General features: G+C 42.8%; 13 protein-coding genes and 1 tRNA gene. 2 read left to right on the forward strand and 12 right to left on the reverse strand.

All coding sequences use genetic code 11. The features are described from left to right. Positions 1-131: 131 nt before the first annotated feature. The 5 genes from DDZ16_RS17990 to DDZ16_RS18015 form a co-directional block, all read right to left on the reverse strand. On the reverse strand, positions 132-1,844 hold the full coding sequence (locus DDZ16_RS17990) for a glutamine--tRNA ligase/YqeY domain fusion protein (protein ID WP_109265872.1): 1,713 nt from the start codon (positions 1,842-1,844) through the stop codon (positions 132-134). 735 nt (positions 1,845-2,579) lie between these two features. Beyond that, positions 2,580-3,086: a hypothetical protein gene (locus tag DDZ16_RS17995; protein ID WP_109265873.1), complete on the reverse strand. Its 507-nt coding sequence runs from the start codon at positions 3,084-3,086 to the stop codon at positions 2,580-2,582. 377 nt (positions 3,087-3,463) lie between these two features. Then, positions 3,464-3,534: transfer RNA gene (locus DDZ16_RS18005), tRNA-Cys, on the reverse strand. Positions 3,535-3,761: 227 nt separating this feature from the next. Further along, entirely contained in the window at positions 3,762-4,130 is a 369-nt protein-coding gene (gene folB, locus DDZ16_RS18010; protein WP_109265875.1) for a dihydroneopterin aldolase, read from the reverse strand. Positions 4,131-4,168: 38 nt separating this feature from the next. Continuing rightward, a complete protein-coding gene (locus DDZ16_RS18015; protein WP_109265876.1) occupies positions 4,169-7,096 on the reverse strand; it encodes a bifunctional fucokinase/fucose-1-phosphate guanylyltransferase in 2,928 nt (975 codons plus the stop codon). 92 nt (positions 7,097-7,188) lie between these two features. Between DDZ16_RS18015 and DDZ16_RS18020 the strand changes: the two genes are divergently transcribed. Both DDZ16_RS18020 and DDZ16_RS18025 read left to right on the forward strand, forming a co-directional pair. Continuing rightward, positions 7,189-9,255 (forward strand): putative porin, encoded by a 2,067-nt coding sequence (locus DDZ16_RS18020; protein WP_109265877.1) that lies wholly within the window; start codon positions 7,189-7,191, stop codon positions 9,253-9,255. A 280-nt stretch (positions 9,256-9,535) separates the two neighbouring features. Next, a complete protein-coding gene (locus DDZ16_RS18025; RefSeq protein WP_109265878.1) occupies positions 9,536-10,963 on the forward strand; it encodes an MltF family protein in 1,428 nt (475 codons plus the stop codon). A gap of 149 nt (positions 10,964-11,112) precedes the next feature. On the opposite strand, the gene DDZ16_RS18030 is transcribed toward DDZ16_RS18025, so the two are convergent. The 7 genes from DDZ16_RS18030 to DDZ16_RS18065 form a co-directional block, all read right to left on the reverse strand. After that, complete coding sequence (locus tag DDZ16_RS18030) at positions 11,113-11,727, reverse strand: NUDIX hydrolase (RefSeq protein ID WP_109265879.1); 615 nt, start codon at positions 11,725-11,727, stop codon at positions 11,113-11,115. 149 nt (positions 11,728-11,876) lie between these two features. Then, on the reverse strand, positions 11,877-13,412 hold the full coding sequence (gene gltX / locus DDZ16_RS18035) for a glutamate--tRNA ligase (protein WP_109265880.1): 1,536 nt from the start codon (positions 13,410-13,412) through the stop codon (positions 11,877-11,879). Between the two features lie 141 nt (positions 13,413-13,553). Then, on the reverse strand, positions 13,554-16,112 hold the full coding sequence (locus DDZ16_RS18040) for an adenosylcobalamin-dependent ribonucleoside-diphosphate reductase (RefSeq protein WP_109265881.1): 2,559 nt from the start codon (positions 16,110-16,112) through the stop codon (positions 13,554-13,556). A 1,513-nt stretch (positions 16,113-17,625) separates the two neighbouring features. Beyond that, positions 17,626-18,852 (reverse strand): 3-deoxy-D-manno-octulosonic acid transferase, encoded by a 1,227-nt coding sequence (locus tag DDZ16_RS18045; protein ID WP_109265882.1) that lies wholly within the window; start codon positions 18,850-18,852, stop codon positions 17,626-17,628. 738 nt (positions 18,853-19,590) lie between these two features. Next, positions 19,591-20,850 carry a phosphoglycerate kinase gene (locus DDZ16_RS18055; RefSeq protein WP_109265884.1) on the reverse strand — a complete coding sequence of 420 codons (1,260 nt, stop codon included), beginning with the start codon at positions 20,848-20,850 and terminating at the stop codon, positions 19,591-19,593. A gap of 281 nt (positions 20,851-21,131) precedes the next feature. Then, on the reverse strand, positions 21,132-21,752 hold the full coding sequence (locus DDZ16_RS18060) for a hypothetical protein (protein WP_109265885.1): 621 nt from the start codon (positions 21,750-21,752) through the stop codon (positions 21,132-21,134). A 296-nt stretch (positions 21,753-22,048) separates the two neighbouring features. Continuing rightward, entirely contained in the window at positions 22,049-22,912 is an 864-nt protein-coding gene (locus DDZ16_RS18065; protein ID WP_146192260.1) for a DUF4296 domain-containing protein, read from the reverse strand. Positions 22,913-22,968: the final 56 nt, after the last annotated feature.

Consider the following 22,968-nt stretch of genomic DNA (forward strand, 5'->3'; position numbering starts at 1 on the left):
CTAAACCCAGGTAAGAGAATCATCTAATTGCACTGAGAGATCAGTTATGATAAACCATTAAGCCAACAATACCAGGCGTAAACCCACAAATAAAAAACGGCGGATTGGTATCCGCCGCACCTAATAGGTTATTATTTCTTCTTATTCATCTTGGCCCAGGTATCACGCAGCTGAACCGTACGGTTGAAAACCAAATGGTCTTCTGTGCTATCCGGGTCTACGCAAAAATAACCGAGTCGCTGAAACTGAAAAGAGTCAAGCTCTTTGGCGTCTTTCAGTGATGGTTCCACACGACATTTGGTCAAAACTTTCAATGATTCAGGATTAAGGAATTCTTTAAAGTCTTTTTCCTTATGACCCGCCGGATCTTCGTCCATAAACAAGCGATCGTATTGACGAACTTCAGCCGGAATACTATGAGTAGCACTTACCCAGTGCAGGGTTCCTTTCACTTTTTTGCCACTGGTATCACTGCCACTTCGTGTTTGGGGGTCATAAGTACAATAGATTTCTTCAACCTCTCCATTCTCATTTTTCTTAAAATCTTCACACTGGATGATGTATCCATTTTTCAAACGAACCTCACGCCCGGGCCCAAGGCGGAAAAATTTCTTAGGAGGTTCCTCCATAAAGTCGTTGCGCTCAATATAAAGCTCACGAGTAAAAGGAATTTTACGGCTGCCCTGGCTTTCATCCTCAGGATTATTAATAGCTTCCATCCACTCTACCTGATCTTCGGGATAGTTGGTAAGTACCAATTTCACCGGATCTATCACCGCATTTACACGCGGAGCTCTTTTATTGAGATCTTCACGAACACAATGCTCCAGCAATGCCACATCAATGATATTATCACGCTTGGCAACTCCTACGCGTTCTGCAAAAGCCCTTACCGATTCCGGGGTATACCCGCGCCGACGCAGACCTGAAATGGTTGGCATCCGAGGATCATCCCATCCGCTTACGATTCCTTTTTGTACCAATTCAAGCAAGCGCCGTTTGCTCATTACTGTGTAATTGATATTCAGGCGGGCAAACTCTATCTGACGTGGTTTACGTTCAGGTTCCGGTTCACCCTCCAGTATTTGTTCCAGAAACCAGTTATATAACGGGCGGTGCACTTCAAACTCAAGGGTACAAATGGAGTGCGTAATGCCTTCAATAAAATCACTCTGTCCGTGGGTAAAGTCGTACATTGGGTAAATGCACCACTTATCACCGGTGCGGTGGTGCTCTTTATGAATGACACGGTACATAATGGGATCGCGCATATGCATATTAGCAGAGGCCATATCGATCTTAGCCCTTAAAACCCGTTCTCCCTCTTTGAACTCCCCATTCTTCATGCGCATGAAAAGATCCAGGTTCTCCTCCGCACTTCGGTCGCGGAACGTACTCTCAACTCCTGGCCTGGTAGGTGTCCCTTTTTGAGCAGCAATTTCATCCGCAGCTTGATCGTCAACATAAGCTTTTCCGGCCTTAATAAGCTTTACAGCCCACTCAAACAGCTGATCAAAATAATCTGATGCATAATGTTCCTCTCCTTCCCACTCAAAGCCTAACCAGCGAACATCTTTTTTGATGGAATCCACATATTCAACCTCTTCTTTGGCCGGGTTGGTATCATCAAACCGGAGGTTACATCCACCATTATACTTTTCGGCCAAACCAAAATTCAAACAAATAGACTTGGCATGCCCAATGTGCAAATAACCATTGGGTTCAGGCGGAAAACGCGTTAAGACTGCGCCACCATTTTTACCTTCACCGAGGTCTTTATCTATTTCCTGATGAATAAAATTGCCTTTGCCGGCAGGGGCACCCCCTTCTGTAGTACTGCTCATAATTATCAGACTTTAATATCTTTTATTTGATCACTCCCTGTTTCAGGGATACAAATTTTCTATTCAAAACTAAACAACAAAAATAACGCTTTTTGATGGTTATTAAAACACTCGGAATGAATGGTTAGATTTTTTAACAGCAGAAAAACAAATAATTGGAAAAACCCTTTAAATAGTAAACTATCAATAAGTTGTCAAACTTTCAGATACCGCCCGACGCCAACCTGGTAAGATTTAAGTAGGGGCTCCTGAAAAAGTCAGCAGCCTCATTTTTATTAAAGCACCCTCAATGTGCTGATGCGTAGACACATAATTGTTTCTCAGCAAGCCCCAGGTAAACCGGTCGCATGTTATTAGTGCAAAGAATCGTATTTTCCCAAACTAATTCTTGTTCTATTTTATTTTTTCTTCGTTAAGCTTTTTCGCCGTAGTTCACTGTGACTGTAAAGCTTTCCTTGAAAAAACATAAAAGTCATCAAACACTATAGTTCGACAAATTAAGGCTCATTGCACCAGGCAGAAGTTTGAGAGGCAGACGTCAGAAGAAAAAACAGGATGGGTCTGGTCATTCAGCACTTTGAGAAAAGGCTGCCTTTTTAGGGCAGCCTTTTCCAAAAATAACCATTTTAATCAAGTTATGAAAGTATTCCTATAAACCTGTTGCTTAATACTTTTATACTCGCAGAAGACATCAAGTTATCCGCATAAGACAGATGCGAAGGAGATAAGCTCAATTTATTTCTGAGCCGCAATATTCTGAATATTTTCAAATAAAAGCGGATAGTAGCAGGCAATTAACCCTAAAGCATTTTCGACAGATACTTTTTTATTCACAATTGTTTTCTGGTTTCGCAAAGCTTCCTGCGAAAGAAACATTTGGTTCGTTTGTTCAGGCAATTGTCTGTAGTTGCTATTACCTATGGTTGTTGCACCAAAACCTGACTTTCGGCAAACATACTGGATTTCCATAACACTACTCCGTACAATGAAATCATTACACCTTTTTCGCTCATTCAAAAGGATGGTCACAGGTGATTGTCCATTTTCATATTCCACCCGAAACTTTCTGAAGCTTTCCTTTCCTATTGCTTCTGTTCCAATTTCGGTAATTTGATATTCTCCTAATTCTGTTAGAGATTTCCCTGTTAACACATCAGCAGGATCTCCTGACGCCATAGCAGAAGAACCGGAGAAAATCATAACTAAGATAATAAGGCCTGAAATTAAATTTACTCGTTTCATAATTTCCTGTTTTTAGTTTTTGTTTCTGCCCGCTCTATTCCAAAGCATATGCCACAAAAACCAAAACAATGATTCAAAGAAACTTAAGTCAACTTACAACTATCGCCTTTTGCCCATTTTCGAATACCTGGTGTTCGTTAGCGAACGGTTTTTTATTGGTTTCAAAAAAAACCGGGCCTGATTATTAAAATCCTTCTTAATGGTATTTTGAGCTGGCGGAATAGCAGCCCTAAAAGGGTTTGAATCCCTGTCAGGGACAGGCAACAGCAACCACTTTCCATTGTCCGTCACTACACCCAGAGGTACTTTTTGAGTTAGTTAAACCAACAACCTTATAAACAAAAAAACCAGCCCCTTATCTGAGACTGGTGTTTGTGAGGTCGGTGGCGGATTCGAACCGCCGTAGATGGTTTTGCAGACCACTGCCTAGCCACTCGGCCAACCGACCCTGTTTTTTTTGAACAGCCGTAGATGGTTTTGTCCCGATGCTTCGGGACCTAGCCACTCGGCCAACCGACCATCTATTGGTCAAAAATGCGGTTGCAAAAGTAAAGAATAATTTCGATTTCGCCCAATAGTTAGGTGATTTTTCTTCAATAACAGACACCGGATCTTTCTAAATTCCATCTAAAAACTTAATAATTAACCCCTAATGCCCCCATCGTTAAACAATGCTCACCTCTCAAGAGTAACACTCACCCTTTTCATTTGTCCGCCCATGGGTGGATTCATTTTGGAGACTTTCACCCTGCACCACTGTATTTCAGGAAAATGACGATAAAGAGAATCAATAATCCTGGCTGTGACATGCTCCAACAAATTAGAGGTTTGTTGCATCTCTGTTCGAACAAGCTCATATACTTTCACGTAATTGAGAGCATCTTCTATTTTATCTGTTTGCATGGGCCTGCCCATATCTGTTTTAATGGCAATATTGGCCAGAAAACGGTTACCGACCACATTCTCTTCTTTAAAGCAACCATGATAGGCATAAAACTCCATTTCTTCCAACTCAATAATTCCAATTGGTATTTTAGTTTCCATCTCTTTAAATTTATTTTACCGTTAAAAAATCAAATTCATTAAGATCGTGAAATTTCGAGTCCCTTATTATTCAGCTCCATGTTAACAAATCTGGCTTTTGAGTTGGGAGTATTTCCGATCAGTCTTTCTCTTATTCTTGAGGCAGCTGTCTCATCCTTTGCACACATAAGTAAATATCCACCACCCCCTGCACCAAGAAGCTTATACCCATATGTCAAATCATCAATTTGATCAACAAGAGCGGTGATTTCGGCAGTGGTGGTACCGGGATCAAGGGCTTTATTCAACTCCCATGACCGTCTTATCATACGCCCGGTTTTTTCAAGATCGCACTGTTGAAGTGCATCGTATGCATCAAAAGCATGGTCTTTTATAGCATCCAGAACTCTAAGGCGGTCTCCTTGATTCAGGAACATTCCTCTTACAATTTCGCCCAAAATATTCTTGGCAACTCTGGTTATCCCGGTATAATAGAGTAACCAATTAGATTTATATGGCAATTGCGTAAACAACAAATCAGGCAACCAACGAATGCTCATTTGAGATTGGATCCCAGGCTCAGTTTCCAGTAATTTAATACCCGGGAAAATTCCGCCATACTGATCCTGCCACCCCCCGCCTGTTGTCAACATTTGTTCCAGCACCAGTGTTCGATGAGCGATGGCTTGTTTATCCCATCCAAGGTCACAAAAGTCAGCCAATACACCAAGAATCGTAGCCGCCAAAATAGAGCTGGTTCCCAACCCTGACCCTTTGGGAATAGCTGCCAGTAATGATATTTCAAAACCACCTCCAAAATTTTTCAGCTGCTCTTCTAGGGAATTAAAGGCTGCCCCGCAAAAATCGGGATGAAACCCCGCCAGCCTAAGCGCAGCCTTTGGAAGAGAAAAAGCGGACCCTACACTGTCTTTTAAAGACAGGTCAGCAAAGGTCCTTACCACCTCAAAACCTCCATTATCAACCGATCTCAAAACAATATGGGGTTTATCAGACAAACGGATAAAAACCTGAAGCGGCGGCTGCCCGTTAAGGTTTACCGCCAGATTCAGAACACGCCCTCCCGTCTGCATGCAATAAGGTGGAGTATCGCTCCAGCCACCTGCCAAATCCAACCTGGCAGGACTCCGTCCCCATACTATCTGATCTCTGAAAACATTAAGTCGAGGTACCTGCCGGTGATTTACAGACTCCATTATCTCACGCCTCAGAACGTCAAACGCTTTGTCAGACTCGCTCCCTCCGTTTTTTCCCGAAAGTCTTTCTATTTGAGCCCTGAGCATATGATTTCTAAAACGAATATACGGCGATTCCGATTTTGGCAACTCATTTGGGAATTCCAGTTTTCCATCAACAAAATCTCCCGCCAGGCGACTTAAATCCGACTGATAAAAAACACTGTGCTTGTAGTTGTGTAAGAGAGCTGCAATGTTTTGTTTCCGGAATTCAGAACGCTGCTGAAACATCCTGTGGAGGTTGGTCTTTTGACTAATGCCTGAAGCCGACAGACGTGGAAGTGACGTCCATAATTTCGAGAATTTATTACCCTCATCATCATTGGTTATCATCCAGTTCACCAGATCTTCAGTCAACTGTTCCTGCTCCAGCACCGGAAAGAGCCGGACATTCTGAACATCTTCTGCAGAATCAATACCTGCATCAGATAAACTAATGCCACGATCTGCCATCCATTGCTTCAAAGAAACCCCCAACCAGCGGGTCTGATCGTCTCCGGCCTCTCCGGAAAATTTGTCATCGATATGATAGGGCCTGAGGCATAATTGTTTTTCCCCAACAGGAACAACATCGACGCAGATACCTTCAGAAAGCTTTAAACTCCACCTGTTTTCAGGAATTCCGGTAAGAACATGGTGATTGGACAATTCCCATAACTCTGGCACAATGCTGTTTTCAATCCATATGTGGTGATGAGAGTCGTCCCATTTGATGCCTGTCCTGGCATTTTGCACAAAAACAGATGGATGTGGTTTAACACGATTATGCAATATTGCGCGACGATCTTTTACGGTGTTTTGAATCCTTTCTGTTGAAGTAATCAACTCCTCACTGGTTCCGAAATGATAAAACTCCCCCTTTTCGAGAGGAACAATGGCTACCGACAAATCATTAATTGAGGTCGATTGATTAACCGGGTTATTTCCAAGACAAGTGCCAAACGAGCTGTACAAATCATAAAAAGAGGGCTTTCCATTCTGAAAATGAATTCCACTCCAGCTGCAATTATTCATCAAAGTATTTACCGCACGGTCACTCAGTATCCACACCCCGATGTCCATCATAAAAAGATGAGAATCCGTAAGCTCCTCAATTTTCTGATGGGATGGCTTTTGCAGCATAAAATCGAGCTGCGCAGGATTATTGCGGGGGGTGAAAAACACTCCGTGCCGGGAAGCAAGATGAGGATCGACCCAAATTCCGAGACAAATCACATCCGCTTGTGGAAGTTCGGCAGGAAGTTTGTTGTACCGGATCAGCACATCACCACTGGCGATAAGTGTATGATTACCCTTGGGGGCAATATCCATTAACCTTTCGTAAAGAGGCAGTTGCAAATCCAAAAGATTCTGATCAAGACTTTGACCTCTGCTCCAGCGAAAAACCGGCACAGGGGTTAAAACTTTACCCAGAGGTGCATAGGCAGGAAGCCTGCGGCTTTGACCACCCGCATGAATAATAATTTTATTTTCAGATTTCAGATAATCGTCAAAATCCGAAAAGCCCGATTCAGCGAAATGGCGTGAAAGAAGCCAGGCGGTGCCGCCGCCCGACCCGACTTTTTCACCTTCCGGATCGCAGTCAACATAATATTGGCGCCCCTTACTTTTTTCAATTTCATTAAAAGAGGCAACCAAATTTTCGGGCAAAGAGAGCAGAGTTTGCATATGGACTTGACATTTGATAATTACTATACAAATATATGGTTGTTTTTGGCATAAGCTTTCCCGCATTTTATTTTTCAATATCTTTGCCACCAAATTTAACGTTCATCTTTAGGGGCTCATTTATACACCAAAAGCAACGTTAAAGAAAATATACTGGAATGAGAAAATTTTGGCTCTTACATACTTTATTATTGGTCTTTTCTTTATCCTCTGTTGCCCAGTTTCAACAAATAGGAAACCGGATGGGCGGCAACGGCCCCGGTGGACAACGTCCGGGAATGCAGCGGGGAATGGACATGGACAACAATCAGGATCAGGAAGAAGGGAGTCAGACACCATTCATCCCACGGGAAGTAAAGACATGGCATCTGGCGGACGATTACAGTTTGTCAGATACCATTGCGGTTGATACACTTTCAACAGGATTTCAAATTTACAATCCCGTATATCAAAGATCTATTGTAAATGCCTATACCGGTAATCTTGGTGCTCCGGCCAAATCAGTAGTTCTTGAAGATTTTGAAGTTAAACCCCGGTTTTTATTTGTTGAAAACCTCGACTACTGGTTTACAGATCCTGACAAATGGCGATATTACAATACCAGAACTCCATACACCAACCTGTATTACCAGCATAGCGGGCCCAAAAACAGGAGTGAAGAGCATGTAGGAGTAATCTTCACACAAAATGTAAATGAGGATTTAAATTTTGGATTTAATTACAAACTCATTTCATCCGTTGGGAAATACCAGGCACAGAAAGTTGAAGATCGTTTTTTCCGCTTCTTCTCATCTTATTCCGGGGAAAAATATTCATTGCATGGATCCTTTTTTTATGGTAAGGCAGATCAGTTTAAAAATGGGGGTATCATTACAGACAACGAAATCCTGAATCCTCAGGATAACGAATACGACGGACCTGAATACATCCCGGTTAACTTTACCACAGCCTCTACCCGAATTGATAATTATAAGCTTTTCATTAATCAAAAACTGGACATCGGTAAAGTCAATATTCAGGTTAACGACTCTACAGAAGGAACCACACCGCTTGCCACTGCCAGCCACACCTTCGAACTGAACCGGTACAGGCGGGCCTACAAGATTGATGAGCTGCAAAGCTATTATCAGCAGGGAACTGAAATTGCCCCCTTTTATTCACAAATATTAATTGATCCGACCCAAACCAAAGACACCACTTATCACAACACCATACGCAACACCATTCAACTCAAATTCAATGAGGAGGCCAACCCCTTCTTGCGTTTTGGAATGAGGGTTTACCTGATGAATGAGTGGGAAAGACTAAAATGGCCGGCCCCTTCCACCCCCGTTTTGAATGAAGCCGGGACTGATACCACCGATTACATTTACCGGAAGGACAATGAGCAACGAAGTGCCACGGCCATTGGCGGTCAGTTATTCAAAAACAGAGGTAACAATTTCTTTTTTGATGGTGGCTTGCGTATTTGGTTTCAGGGACACAAAGCCGGAGACAGTGAAATAACAGGCGGACTGAGAAGCCAGTTCCGCATTCGTAAAGACACAGCCGGGTTTTTTGCCAGAGGCGGTGTTTACCTTACATCACCCGGTTTTTTTACTGAGAAATATTACAGCAACCATTTTGAGTGGAACAAGCGATTTGATCCGACAAAAACCATAAAAGTACAAGGTGGAATCTTCATACCCACACAGCGGCTTAACCTGACAGGTGAGATACGTCTCATAGATGATTATGTATTTTGGAATCAGGAAGCGCTCCCCGAACAAACCAGTGCCTTTCTGAAACTCATCCAGGTGAAACTCAAAAAGCACTTCCAACTTTGGAATTTGCACAGTCGCAACGAAATTGTTTATCAAATCACCAGTAATGATGAAATCGTACCCCTGCCGGAGGTCTCTGTTTTCAGCTCCAATTATTTCGAAAACACCCTGTTTCAGGTGCTCTTTTTCCAGATTGGGTTTGATTTACGCTACCACACAGCCTATTACGCACCCGATTTCATGCCGGCAACCGGACAGTTTTTCATTCAACGCCAAAGAAAAGTTGGCAACTATCCGGTTATTAATCCATTCGTCAATTTTCACCTGAAACGTGCCAATATTTTTGTAAAATATGACCACATAAATCAAGGATATCCTGACAATAATTATTTCCACACCATAGGCTATCCCATCAATCCGGGAGGGCTCAGGTTTGGTGTTTCCTGGAACTTCTACGATTAGTGTCAGGTCAAGCATAGTCTGACGGCCCAAGCCTTGCTCTTTCTACCTTGTGCTTCTCAAAAAAAAGATTCACGTAGCTAAGGCTATGCTTACTTTTTTGTTGATTGGCACAAGGTGAAAAATAGCGGCGGCTTACCCGACATTCTACACTTGACTTGACACTGGTAGTTTTTGCCTGCCAACCAACAAATTAGTATCTTTACTGCCTGTTATGACCTTCGGTTGTCAGTCAATCTGTCAGCAGGCACAGTTATTGCCGGGAGGTCGGAAAAAAGAATATATGAGAAAAATTTCTACTCTTTTTTTGATGATTTCCCTGCTCGGGTTCACCGGGTGCCTTACTGAAAAACCGGACTCTGCTAAAGAGAAAACTGTAAAACTTGCGGAACGGGATCTGGCCGATATAAAAGAAGAAGGCATCGTCAGGGTTGTTACCAACTACAACTCTACCAATTACTTTGTTTACAAAGGAACACCTATGGGTTATCAGCTTGAACTTCTTCAGGAGTTCGCAAATTACATGGGACTTAAACTCGATGTCACGGTCAACAATGACCTGACAACCAATTTCAAAAATCTACAGACCGGAAAAATTGATATCATAGCCAGCAACCTGGCAGCCACGCTCGAGAGGGATAACGGTGTCGCCTTTTCAGAACCCCACAGCTACAGCCGGCAGGTTCTCATCCAGCAACGCTATGCTCCTGATAATGGAGAGGCCCATCAGCGGGAATACAACAAACTGATTAGAAATCAACTCAATCTGGCAGGTAAAACTGTATATGTGCAGAAGGAATCTGCCTATGCCACAAGACTTAGAAATCTGGCACAGGAAATTGGTGACAGCATCAACATTGTTGAAATTGCCGACTATGAAGTAGAACAGCTGATTGGTCTGGTAGCCCAGGGTGAAATAAAATACACCGTTTGCGATGAAAATCTTGCAAGGGTTAACCTCAATTACTATCCAAACCTGGATGTGGAAACCGCCATTAGTTTCCCGCAAAAACTATCCTGGGCGGTCAGAAAAAATTCTCCTGATCTTCTAAACGTCATCAACAACTGGCTGATCAGCTTCAAAAAGACCAAACAATACAGCAATATTTATCAAAAATATTACTTAAACAAGCGTTCTATACATCTTGTGGACGAAGGTTTTCACTCTATAAAAGGTGGTCAGGTATCGGATTATGACGATATGATCAGGGAAGAGAGTGAGAAGTTTAACTGGGACTGGCGTCTCATTGCCAGCCTGATCTATCAGGAATCCAGATTTTTGCCCAAAGTTGAAAGCTGGGCCGGGGCCAAGGGACTGATGCAGCTGATGCCCTCCACCGCCGGGAGATTCGGGGTTACCAATCCGGAAGAACCCCGACAGAATATCCGCGGAGGAATCGAGCTCTTACAATGGCTCGATGAACGTCTGAAAAACAGGATTACCGATCCCAGGGAACGCATCAAGTTTGTTCTGGCTTCCTACAATGTTGGTCTCGGGCACGTACTGGATGCCATGAACCTTGCTGAAAAGTATGGAGAAGATCCATACAAGTGGGAGGACAATGTAGCGTATTATCTGCTTCACAAATCGGAGCCCAAATATTACAACGACCCGGTTGTAAAATATGGTTATTGTCGTGGAGAAGAACCATTCCATTACGTTACCGAAATACTGGAGCGATACGATCATTACAAAAATGTAATGGAGTAGGAAGATGCGCCGGAAACACCAATAATATTGACGACATATTCAGGACGGGCCAAAAAAACCCACACTTGAGTAACTATCAAAAAGTTAAATCACACCGAAAAGTTAATAAGTGCAAGACTATTTCAGCAGCCCCTGTTTACAGTAAGTTGCTAAAGCCGGCGGATTACCTCAAGAATTTCGCTAAGAATCATGGCTGTAGCACCCCATATTCTTTTGCCACTAACACCAAAATAAGGGGCAGATACATTAAGACCACCTGACTGGTAAGTGAAGGTCCTGACGCAACTTTCATCCAAAAGCTCATCCAGTGACACTTCAATCACCTCATCTACCTCCATGGGATCAGGAATAAAAGAAGGGGCCCCATGCATCCAGCCCACCTGGGGATAAACAAAGAAATTGCTTTTGGGTATGTAAAGCCGGGTTAAGGCTCCGAGATGAATTACCCTGGCAGGTTCGACACCTATTTCCTCATGCGTTTCCCGCAATGCTGTTTCCAAAAAACCGGCATCCTGCTCTTCCTGCTTTCCCCCGGGAAAACTAATTTGACCACTATGCGCCCCATTGTATAACGGGCGCTGAATCAAAGGCAAATACCACTGCCCGTTTTTGGGGTAGAACAAAATTAAAACACTGCTGAACCGGGCATTCTCAGGACCCGATCCCCAGGGCCCTGGATGACGCACCTCCGGAGCCATTATCTCCTGGGCCTTTTCCCCCGGCAATGGGGTATTCAACAGTTGTTTTAATCGTTCAATATCCATTAACAGATGATTAGATTTTTATAGTTTTCTGAACCATATCAGGCATATAAAAACAGGAAATGGGGGTATTGCTTTGTCATAAAAGCAACACCTCACATCAGGATACCAGACGCTGCATTTAGGCCTGCCCCCATGCTCATTGCTCTTTATTAGCCTCCAAGCTCATCAACAGCCTTCTCAATCCGGGAAACCACCTCATCCTGCCCCAGCATTTCGATAATGGTAAACAAATCGGGTCCAAAACTTCCGCCAACCATTGCCAGACGCAATGAATTCATTACTGCCCCAAAGTTCAACTCACCGGCCTTGATCATTGAAGAAACCTCTTCTTTCAAGGCTTCGGCTTTCCACTCGCCATTCCAGTCTTTAAAGAACACTGCCAGTTTACCCATGAATGCAGGTACATCTCCTTTCCAGCGCTTTTTGGCAACTTTGGAATCGTATGATTCAGGTGCGACGAAGAAAAAGAAAGACTGATCCCATAATTCATGAACAAAGCTCACCCGCTCTTTCACCAATGCCACAATGCGTGACAGGAAATCGACGGCAGGAGGCGTTATCCCTTTCTCTATCAAAAACGGCCCAAACAATCCGGCCAACTCTTCGTCAGATCTTTTCATCAGGTATTGATGATTAAACCATCTGGCTTTTTCAGGATCAAAACGCGCTCCGGCCTTATTTACACGATCAAAAGAAAAGGCATCAATCAATTCCTCTTTGGAAAAGAGTTCCTGCTCTGTTCCGGGATTCCACCCCAACAGTGCCAACATATTTATAAAAGCGTCAGGAAAGTAGCCGTCTTCACGGTAACCGGCAGCAACCTCACCACTTTCGGGGTCAGTCCACTTGAGCGGAAATACCGGGAATCCAAGCTTGTCCCCATCCCGTTTGCTCAGTTTTCCTTTTCCCTGAGGCTTCAGAATCAGTGGCAAGTGCGCAAAAACCGGCTTATCCCATCCAAAGGCCTTATAAAGCAAAACGTGCAACGGCATAGAGGGCAACCACTCTTCACCACGGATAACATGGGTGATCTCCATCAAATGATCGTCCACAACATTGGCCAGGTGATAGGTGGGCATACCATCTGCCTTAAACAGAACCTTATCATCCAGATCAGATGTTTTAAAAGACACTTTACCGCGAATCATATCCTCATCCTCAACATCAACAACCTCATCGGGCATCTTAAAACGAATCACAGAAGGTTCTCCTGCTTCGAGTTTTTGCTTTACTTCCTCATCCGAAAGCGACAATGAGTTGCTCATAGACAGGCGACTTCCCGTACCATAAGAAAATGTTTGTCCTTGTGATTCTGCCTCTTTCCTTGCTTTATCAAGGTCCTCAGCAGTATCAAAAGCATAATAGGCATGTCCTTTTTCAACCAGCAAATCAGCGAACTCACGATACTGCTCCTTCCGCTCACTTTGCCTGTAAGGGCCAAATGCTCCCCCCTGAACAGGTCCTTCATCAAATTCAAGTCCGCACCACCTCAACGATTCAATAATATAATTCTCGGCACCTTTTACATATCTTGTCTGATCTGTATCTTCAATTCGAAGTACAAAAGCACCCTTCTTCTGTCGTGCAAAGAGATAATTGAACAGAGCTGTTCTTACTCCTCCCATGTGCAATGGTCCCGTAGGACTGGGAGCAAAACGTACGCGGACTGAATTCTGTGAACCCATATTTTTAATTTTTATTTATTTTCTGTTTTCCGGCGCAAAGATAGAAAACGTCAATGGTTTTTAGAATGTTTAGAGTCAGAATAAAAAAAGCCTGTCAGAAAAATCCAACAGGCCTTTTTGTTACAAAATGGCAAATTCAAATCACCCACACTTGGAAGAACCACAGCTTTGACAAATCAGACAGCCTTCCTGATAAATCAATTCATCTGATCCACAGTTTTCGCAATGTCCTTTTTTGGCTTTGGTTCCATTGGGGATATATTTTTTCAGGGCCCGCTCAACGCCGTTTTTCCAGTTATTAATATTCTCATTGTCAAGCTGCAATCCGGACACCAAATGAATGGAATCTTCGATCTGCATACCGTGACGAAGAACACCCGAAATAAGCTTGGCATAATTCCAGAATTCCTTATTAAACTTGAAGGACAAACCTTCAATGGTGGTTTTATAGCCCCGTTTATTCACATACTGAAAATCATAACGAGAAGTTCCGTCGCTGTCACGGCTCTTTATAATATAACCTTTCTGCACAGATTTAGGCAACAAGATACCATCCTCATCATCAGCCAAACCGGTAAAAATCTCATAAGGACGGCCTTCCAGCAAGCCAACAAAAGCAATCCATTTCTCTTTATTATTCTGGAAACGTACAACATCAGCCTCCAGAGTTTCAGGCCGCTTTTTGGGGAATTTACCACCTTCTTCTTCTTTCTTTTCAGAATTATTCAACAACACTCCGGCTCTGGAACCGTCACGATAGACAGTAACCCCTTTACAACCGCTCTTCCAAGCCTCCACATAAAGTTGTCCAACCAGCTCTTCAGTAGCTGTAGAAGGCAGGTTAATAGTAACACTGATGGAGTGGTCTACCCACTTCTGAACCTGCCCTTGCATACGCACTTTACTCATCCAGTCCACATCATTTGAAGTAGCTTTATAGTAAGGTGACTTTTCAATTAACTTATCCAGTTCAGCCTGGGTATAATTCTTAGTTGTATCGATTTTATTAGCCTTCATCCAGGTCACAAACTTATGGTGGAATACGATGTATTCTTCCCAACTGTCCCCTACCTCGTCAACAAAATCAACACGTACTTCAGGGTCATTGGGATTCACCTTACGGCGACGCTTGTAAACAGGCAAAAAGACAGGTTCTATTCCGCTTGAGGTTTGCGTCATCAGGCTGGTGGTACCGGTTGGAGCAATGGTCAGCAGGGCAATATTACGGCGGCCATGCTTTTTCATCTCCTCATACATCTCAGGATCCGCTTCGGCCAGTCGCTGAATAAAAGGATTTTCTTTTTCTTTCTCTGCGTCGAACACCGGGAAAGCACCTCTCTCCTTTGCAAGCCCTACAGATGATTTATAGGCAGAAGTCGCCAGAGTTTTATGTACCTCAACAGAAAATTCAGTAGCAATGTCGCTCCCGTATCTGAGTCCCAGGGCGGCCAGCATATCGCCTTCTCCTGTAATACCAATACCGGTACGACGGCCTTCTTCAGCTTTTTTGCGTATGTTGAGCCAAAGATTTTTCTCAACCCGCTTAATCTCTTCATCTTCCGGATCGGCAATAATTTTCTCCAGAATGCCATCTATCTTTTCCAGCTCCAGGTCTATAATGTCATCCATAATGCGTTGCGCATGACCGGCATGTTGCTTAAACAAATCAAAATTGAAACTGGCATTTTCAGTAAATGGATTGTCAACGTATGAGTAAAGATTAACGGCAATCAGACGACAGCTGTCATAAGGACAAAGTGGAATTTCACCACAGGGATTGGTACTCATTGTGCGATATCCAAGATCGGCATAACTATCAGGCACCGATTCGCGGATAATGGTATCCCAAAAAAGAATTCCCGGCTCGGCAGATTTCCAGGCATTATGCACCACCTTTTCCCACAGTTGGCGGGCATTAATATTCTTTTTCATTTTGGGGTCAGCAGCATCCACAGGATATTGTTGCTGATACTCGGTACCATCAACAACCGCCCTCATGAATTCATCATCTATCTTGACAGAAACATTGGCACCTGTTACTTTACCCTCTTCCATTTTGGCATCAACAAACTTCTCGGAATCGGGATGCTTAACCGAAACGCTCAACATAAGTGCACCGCGGCGGCCATCCTGAGCCACTTCACGTGTAGAGTTGGAAAAGCGCTCCATAAAAGGAACTATTCCGGTAGAGGTGAGAGCAGAATTCTTCACCGGTGACCCCTTAGGGCGAATATGGGACAAATCATGTCCAACACCACCACGCCGTTTCATCAACTGCACCTGCTCCTGATCTACTTTCATAATGCCCCCGTAAGAATCGGATGGACCGGCATCACCAATTACAAAGCAATTGGACAGCGATGCAACCTGATAAGCATTGCCAATCCCGGCCATAGGGCCACCTTGAGGTACAATGTACTTAAACCCCCGAAAAAGCCCGTAAAGCTCCTCTTCCGACATTGGATTCGGGTATTTCTTTTCGATTCTGGCCACTTCACGGGCCAAACGCCAATGCATCTCGTCGGGTGTAAGCTCATAAAGATATCCATTGGAATCTTTGAGCGCATACTTATTCACCCAAACGCGGGCTGCAAGTTCGTCGCCATTGAAATACTCCAGGGCTTTTTGGTAAGCATCCTCATGTGTGAAGGTTTTTTCGCCATGCACCTTGGTTTGAAGATTGACTTCTGCTTCTGCCATGATGATCGTTTTTTTTAAAGGTCTGAAAAAATGGTATTTAATAATTTTTAATCCTCGCTTGTAGATGACTGCAAGTTAGGAAAGCTTTTTGTTCAGGGCAACTATTTTTTATCAACAACGCCAAAAGTTGTCCATTTTAAAACTCCAATAAACTGATTTAATGGTTTTTGATTTTTTGAAAAAATCAAAAAGTTTTCCAAAAAGAAAATCTTTATGAACTTTAAGATAATTTTCAATCCAGAAATTGGAATTTTCAAACCCACTGAGGCAGACTAGCCAACAGGTGTGTGGAAACACTTTTTAACAATCCGTCAGCGGAAAAGCAATGCCATTTTCCATTTTTTGGAAAACTTTCAACACCTTGTTAAAATAGATCGTTAGATTTTTAAATACCTGCCTGACGGCAGTCAGGTGAGATGTAAGCCGAACCATACTATACTAATAGCCGGGGCTTTAAAGCAATCATCTGCATAATCGCAAAAAACTGATTGACAAATTATTACAGAAACTTAACGAAGTATCGCTATTAAAAACCCGGAATATTTTCACAAGAAATCGTCAAAAATGAATCAGGGATGGTTTCAATAAAATGATTTGTAGCCTTTTACAAAAGTTTAAGGCTGTAGTTTAGTTTTGCGATGATATTAACAATTAGGTTCTTTCTATAAATTACGTACCTTGTGAATGACACAAATAGGGCTAATCCATCAAGTCCCTGATAAGCTTGCCTGCCGGGAGGCAGGGGGCGAACTAAAATAACCCCGGGGCAACTGTCCCGGGGTTAAACATGCTCGCGGCACCGGGTCCCTGAAAGGGGCCAACTAATTCGGAAAGCGAGAGCTTCCTGGATGAATACGGTAGGTTGATCGAAGAGAGTTGAATTAAGATCGATGATACCTTTTTCCTGATTGATTAAGTTAACTGACAGGGATCAAGATGCAAAGAGCTCGACCTGCAAAAGAGCTGGAGGATGTTGCCCCCTTATCAGGGATCTTAGGGGGAGATAGTGCATCCAATCCCCGGGACTTTCGCCAGAGCCTGTCCCGACAAATTCGGGAGGGTTATTCGGATTCGCCGCTTTCAGCGACGGGGAGGTTCTTCTGTATGAGGGGGCTTTTCAAGTGTTCGATGTTTCTTGTACGTTCCTGATAAGAGGCCAACTATTCCGGATATTGTAGTGGGTTATAAGATGTTGGCCTCATTCAAAAACTAATCATATCCATATATTCACCCCTGGCAGGTGTGCCCGGGGTTATTTAAATTTGCCCCCCTGTCTGCCCTGCTTACCGCCAGGAAGGCATTGGTGGAATTCAATAAAATCGCCATTTTAAACTACAGCCAAGTTTAATGAAGTATTGATTAAACTAATTAGAGCCTATCTATAAGGTAAGTTAAATATGTTTTTAGCCATGTGTCTGATCAGAAAGTGCCTATTGCAAACCTAAGGGATGCTTCGGGATGAGTATTTTGGTGGCAAGTATAACGCAGCAAGTGATACTTTATGGACAGACAATTAAGAGAAAACCTCTTTCATTATGACTGCAGTGGCACCACACATGGAAGAAACATATTCACCGGCAGCTTCTCCATATTCTTTTCGCTTTTGAAAATCATTTCTAATTTTTTCCACAAGGGGATAAAACTGCTTGTAACCCTCAATGGAGAATCCGCCATTACGGGCTACCAGGTCTTTAGCCTCCTTAAACTTATGATATCGCGGCCCAAACAGAACAGGAATTCCATAAGTTGCGGCTTCAAGGGTATTGTGAATGCCTTTCCCAAATCCACCCCCAATATATGCTACATGCCCATATCTGTATATGGCCGACAACAACCCTATGGTATCCACAATCATCACTTTAGCCGATGAAGAATCTGCCTTTTCACCCTCTGTATATCTGAAGAATGACACAGACAACTTACTCACAATTTGCTGAACATGCGACTCATGCACCTCATGAGGAGCAATAATCAATTTAACATGCTCCGGCGTCTGATTGATGTACTGAATAAGGATATCTTCGTCGGCAGGCCAGGTACTACCGGCAACAATAACAAATTCTGAACCTGCAGCAAACAACTCAGCCAAAAGCACATCCCTGGCAGAGTTTACAATTGAAGTAACACGGTCAAAGCGGGTATCGCCAACCACCTTATAGGCATTTATACCGATAGAATCGAGCAATTCTCCGGATTCCTTATCCTGGACATAGAATTTCCGGACCATCGAAAGAGTCTTACGAAACCAGGAACCATACCATTTGAAGAAGATCTGATCCTTTCGAAAAATGGATGAAGCACTATAAACCGGAACGCTGGACTGTCTCAATGACCTAAAGAAATTGGGCCAGAATTCATATTTAATAAAAATGGCCACCTCCGGGTTAGCCAATTTAACAAACCAACGAGCATTTCGGGGGGTATCAGCAGGCAAATAACAAACCACATCAGCCTGATCATAATTTTTCCGCACCTCATAGCCTGAGGGCGAAAAGAAAGTCAGCAAAATTTTCTTCCCGGGATGTTTACTTTTCAAGGCTTCGATAACAGGACGCCCCTGCTCAAATTCACCCAGAGAAGCACAATGAACCCATACAACAGAATCGCCATTAAGTTCTTTGAGCTTTTCAAGTACACTTTTCCGTCCTTCTCTTAACAGACGTGCCTTTTCATTAAATGGACTTACCAGCCAAAGTACAAAAGAAAACAAATGAATCCCGAAAGTATATAACCAACTCATAAATATTTTTTCTGAAAGAGACGACACAAAATAGTTCGTTAGATTTTTAGATTTAAACAAACGACAGACAGAAGAACAACAAGGTCATCTTCCAAATTCTGCAGAAAGGCCACCTGACAAGCAAGCATTTAACCAACACCCCATAAACAATTAACAAACAGCGCTTTTTGCTTTGAGATTGATATGAAATTTAAATCAAAAAATACAACTTTAACAATCTTCAATTTACCGACAATCACCGGTGCGCACAGGCCAATATTTTACAATTAATGCTTGTCTATAAATTACCATTTGCTTCGTTACGCTTGCCCGAAAATTACTCATCCCGAAGGATCGGGACTCCGTATTTTCATGCCTCGCAACTGGCATTTTCTTAACAAACAGTGTTCAAACTTAATATCTTTGCCGGCTTTACGGACAGGCTAATTAGTGTCGGTCCATAAACAAAGCGTTTTTCACGTGTTTGAGATAGAAAGTTCAAATCCAAGGCGTGTGAAAAATCTAAACCGCAGTCCCGAAGTAGCTTTTGTAAGTTTTTTTGAACAAAAAACCAACAAAAAGCACAATCGGGATGAGGATTTAGATTTTGAGCAACAACGCAGAAGTTGGACTTTAGGGACAAACACTAATTACATTTAAAAACCTAACAGTGCATTGATTCAGCCTGTTCAAAACAAAAACCGCCGGACGCATATAACAGCTTCGCCCGGCGGAAATATTTTATAGAATTACTCTCAATTAACCACGGATGGCTTTTATACCGGGAAGAACTTTTCCTTCAAGATACTCAAGAAGCGCGCCTCCGGCAGTAGAGATGTAAGAAACCTCATCGGCCAATCCAAACTTATTGATACAAGCAACAGAGTCTCCCCCTCCAATCAAGGAGAAAGCTCCTTTTTTGGTTCCTGTAGCAATTGCATCTGCAACAGCACGAGATCCTTTAACAAAGGTATCCATTTCAAAAACGCCCACAGGACCGTTCCAAAGAATAGTCTTTGAGTTTTCAATAACCTCTTCCATTTCTTTAATAGACTCAGGACCTGCATCAAGTCCCATCCAGCCATCCGGAATATCATCAACAGGCACAATCCTGGTATTGGCGTTATTATCAAAAGCGTCAGCAGCCAAAACATCAACCGGTAAATAGAGCGTCACTCCTTTTTCCCTGGCCAGTTTTTCAATCTTAACGGCTAATTCAAGATATTCATCTTCACAGATTGAACTTCCCACATTACCACCACGGGCTTTAATGAAGGTATAAGTCATTCCCCCGCCAAGAATCAGGTTATCCACTTTATCCAAAAGATTCTCGATGATGGTGATTTTTGTAGAAACCTTTGCACCACCCATAATAGCGGTAAAGGGTCTTTCCGGTGCTTTCAACACTTTGTCGAGACTTTGAAGCTCTTGCTCAATCAAAAAGCCAAACATCTTGCTATCATCAGCAAAGTAGTCGGCAATCACCGCAGTGGATGCATGTGCCCTGTGAGCAGTTCCAAAAGCATCGTTAACATAGACATCAGCCAAAGAAGCCAGGTCTTTTGAAAACTCTTTTTGTTTCTCTTTCATTTCACTCTTGGCAGCTTTCTTTTCCTCATCGGAAGCATCATCAGCAAGCTTGGGCTTACCCTCTTCCTCAAGATGGAATCGCAGGTTTTCGAGCAACAATACCTGTCCCGGCTGCAATGCAGCTGCTTTTTCTTTGGCATCAGCACCCACAGAATCTTTCGCAAGAACCACCTCAACTCCCAGTAGTTCGGCAAGTCTTCCCTGTACATGCTTCATTGAGAAGTCGGGGTTAATCTTTCCTTTTGGACGCCCAAGGTGAGACATAACCACAACAGATCCACCATCCGCAATTACTTTCTTCAAAGTAGGAAGGGCAGCCTTGATGCGGGTGTCATCTGTAATTTCGAACTTTTCATTGAAAGGCACATTGAAGTCAACACGAACAATGGCTTTCTTTCCTGAGAAATTGTAAGCTTCAATTTTCGACATAATAATATACGAATTAAAGGGTTTCTATTCTGTTTTTAGGATCAACAAAGATACAAAATCAGCCCGGATTAGGGAATGAAAGCAACATGAATTTTAAATCATTAACGTCAGAGACAAACTATTAGATCTTTAGATTCAAGATTCAAAACGAGCCATATAACAACAATAACCAGGGCTTTACAGCAATCATATTCATAATTGCAAGGTGTTTATTTACAGCCTTTCACAAAAGTCTAACGGAGTATTATTCATAAACCCTTACCCAGAATAAAGGGTGCATTTTAAGCCAAATCAGGAACATTAAGCCATTTTATTGAAGAGTTGGGATAAAGTCTGAGATTGGCTAAATCCAGGTTTTGAATTAAAACCAACCCGGGAACAAACCCCGGAGCCAGTCTCCCTGCTTTTGAAAGACCGGCTTGTTCCGCAGAATAAGATGTGGCTTTAAAAAGTACCTGAGAGAGGTCAACCTGATTTGATGATTGGCTTCGTGCTATTATTCTGTCGAACAATGGCACACCCTGCTCTCCGGTTTGCTTGAGAAAAGAGGCAGGATCTTCATCAAATCCTCCTGAATCCAGCACACGAGGCAATCGATTCTGATTCTCTTTTATCTCTTCCGGAATAAACGGACTCAAAAGATACAAGGACCCACGCGTAAAATGACGATTTAGAAAACGGGAAAGCTCTTTTTGAAAAAAGTCATCGCCGGTTATCCAATCAATAAAAGCAGGCACCATAAGGCCGGAAAAAAAACGCACGCCCGGTTCTTCCCGGAAATTCCCCATATGGGAATACACATCCTGCACTTCACCGCTGTCATCAATAGCAACAACGGGCCACTTGACAAAAGTCCCGTCAGGAGCCAACATGTAATGAGATGCAAATTTATTTACGGCCATTGCTGGATATCGTTAGTTTTTAAAAATATAAGAATGGATAACCGCTAAGGCTGGCTGCTTGGCCAGCAATAGCCCCATCGATCAGGGTGTGCTAATTTCAAATGCGCACCAGCAGGGTGTCTTTTGCAGTTTCCTGAAGATATACGCTAGCACATTAATACTACTCCGGAAGTGTTTTCCAAAACCTTAATATTCAGCCTTTTACAATAAAGGAAGCCTTTTGCGTTAAGCTTGATATCCTGAAAGAGATATGATTTATCTCAGATCTTGTATCTGGAAATCTACCACTCTATTGATTAACGGATTTCAATTTTTTTGAGCTTCGGAAGATCCTTATGATCGATTGATATAACGGAATCCTCTTTTAACTCAAAGTGTTCAAGCTTTATTTTTGAAAACTCAATGGCTGCTCTTTCAGTTGAGTCATGATCAAACAAAAAACCGGATATCTGAATTACCGTATCGGCAGTATCTATTGGCTGAGATATAGAAAAAGACTTATTCTTAAAGGCCTTTTCCAAATCATAAGAAATGGTATCCATAGTGCTGTCCGAATACATTGAAATCATTTCAACATGGGCATTCCGGGTCATATCTGCCCGCAAAAATTTATAGAAAGAGGTCAGTCTGACATTTCCCGACACCAAAGAATCAACACTCACTTCAAAAGGCAATCGCAGGTTGGCAGTATCACCGGGGGTCACCCTTAAAGTACGCTCCTTCACCCACAAGTCTTTCAAAATGTTTGTGGTATCCTCTTTGGCCTTTTGTTCCTTCAGCCTTTTATTAAAATCAGCCTCTCTTTTACTTAAGATTTCAATGGTTTGCTGATAGACATCCTGATAATGATAGGGGTGTGATGCATACCACTGTCGTATAGAATCAAATCCTTCAGCGGTCAAATCATACTTGTCAAGCACGGTGCGATAGTAACCCGGAATCCGGTCTTCGCCCATATCCTCACTCAAGGGCCCCCTGTTGTTATTGGAGATCACGCTCTCTGTCCAGTATAAATCTGCAAGGATACTGGCCATCTCCTCCTTATCGGGATATTCTTTGGGTACGGACTCCTGTGGATCACAGCCTTGAAGCACAAATATCATAACACCTGTTCCCAGGAGCAATAACCTACTGATGTATTTTGAAAAAAACGATAGCATACAAAAACTTATTACCAATAATTTCTTTAAAGATACAGTAACAAAATTAACACCAC

The sequence above is a fragment of the Marinilabilia rubra genome, from assembly GCF_003121985.1.
GTDB lineage: Bacteria > Bacteroidota > Bacteroidia > Bacteroidales > Marinilabiliaceae > Marinilabilia > Marinilabilia rubra.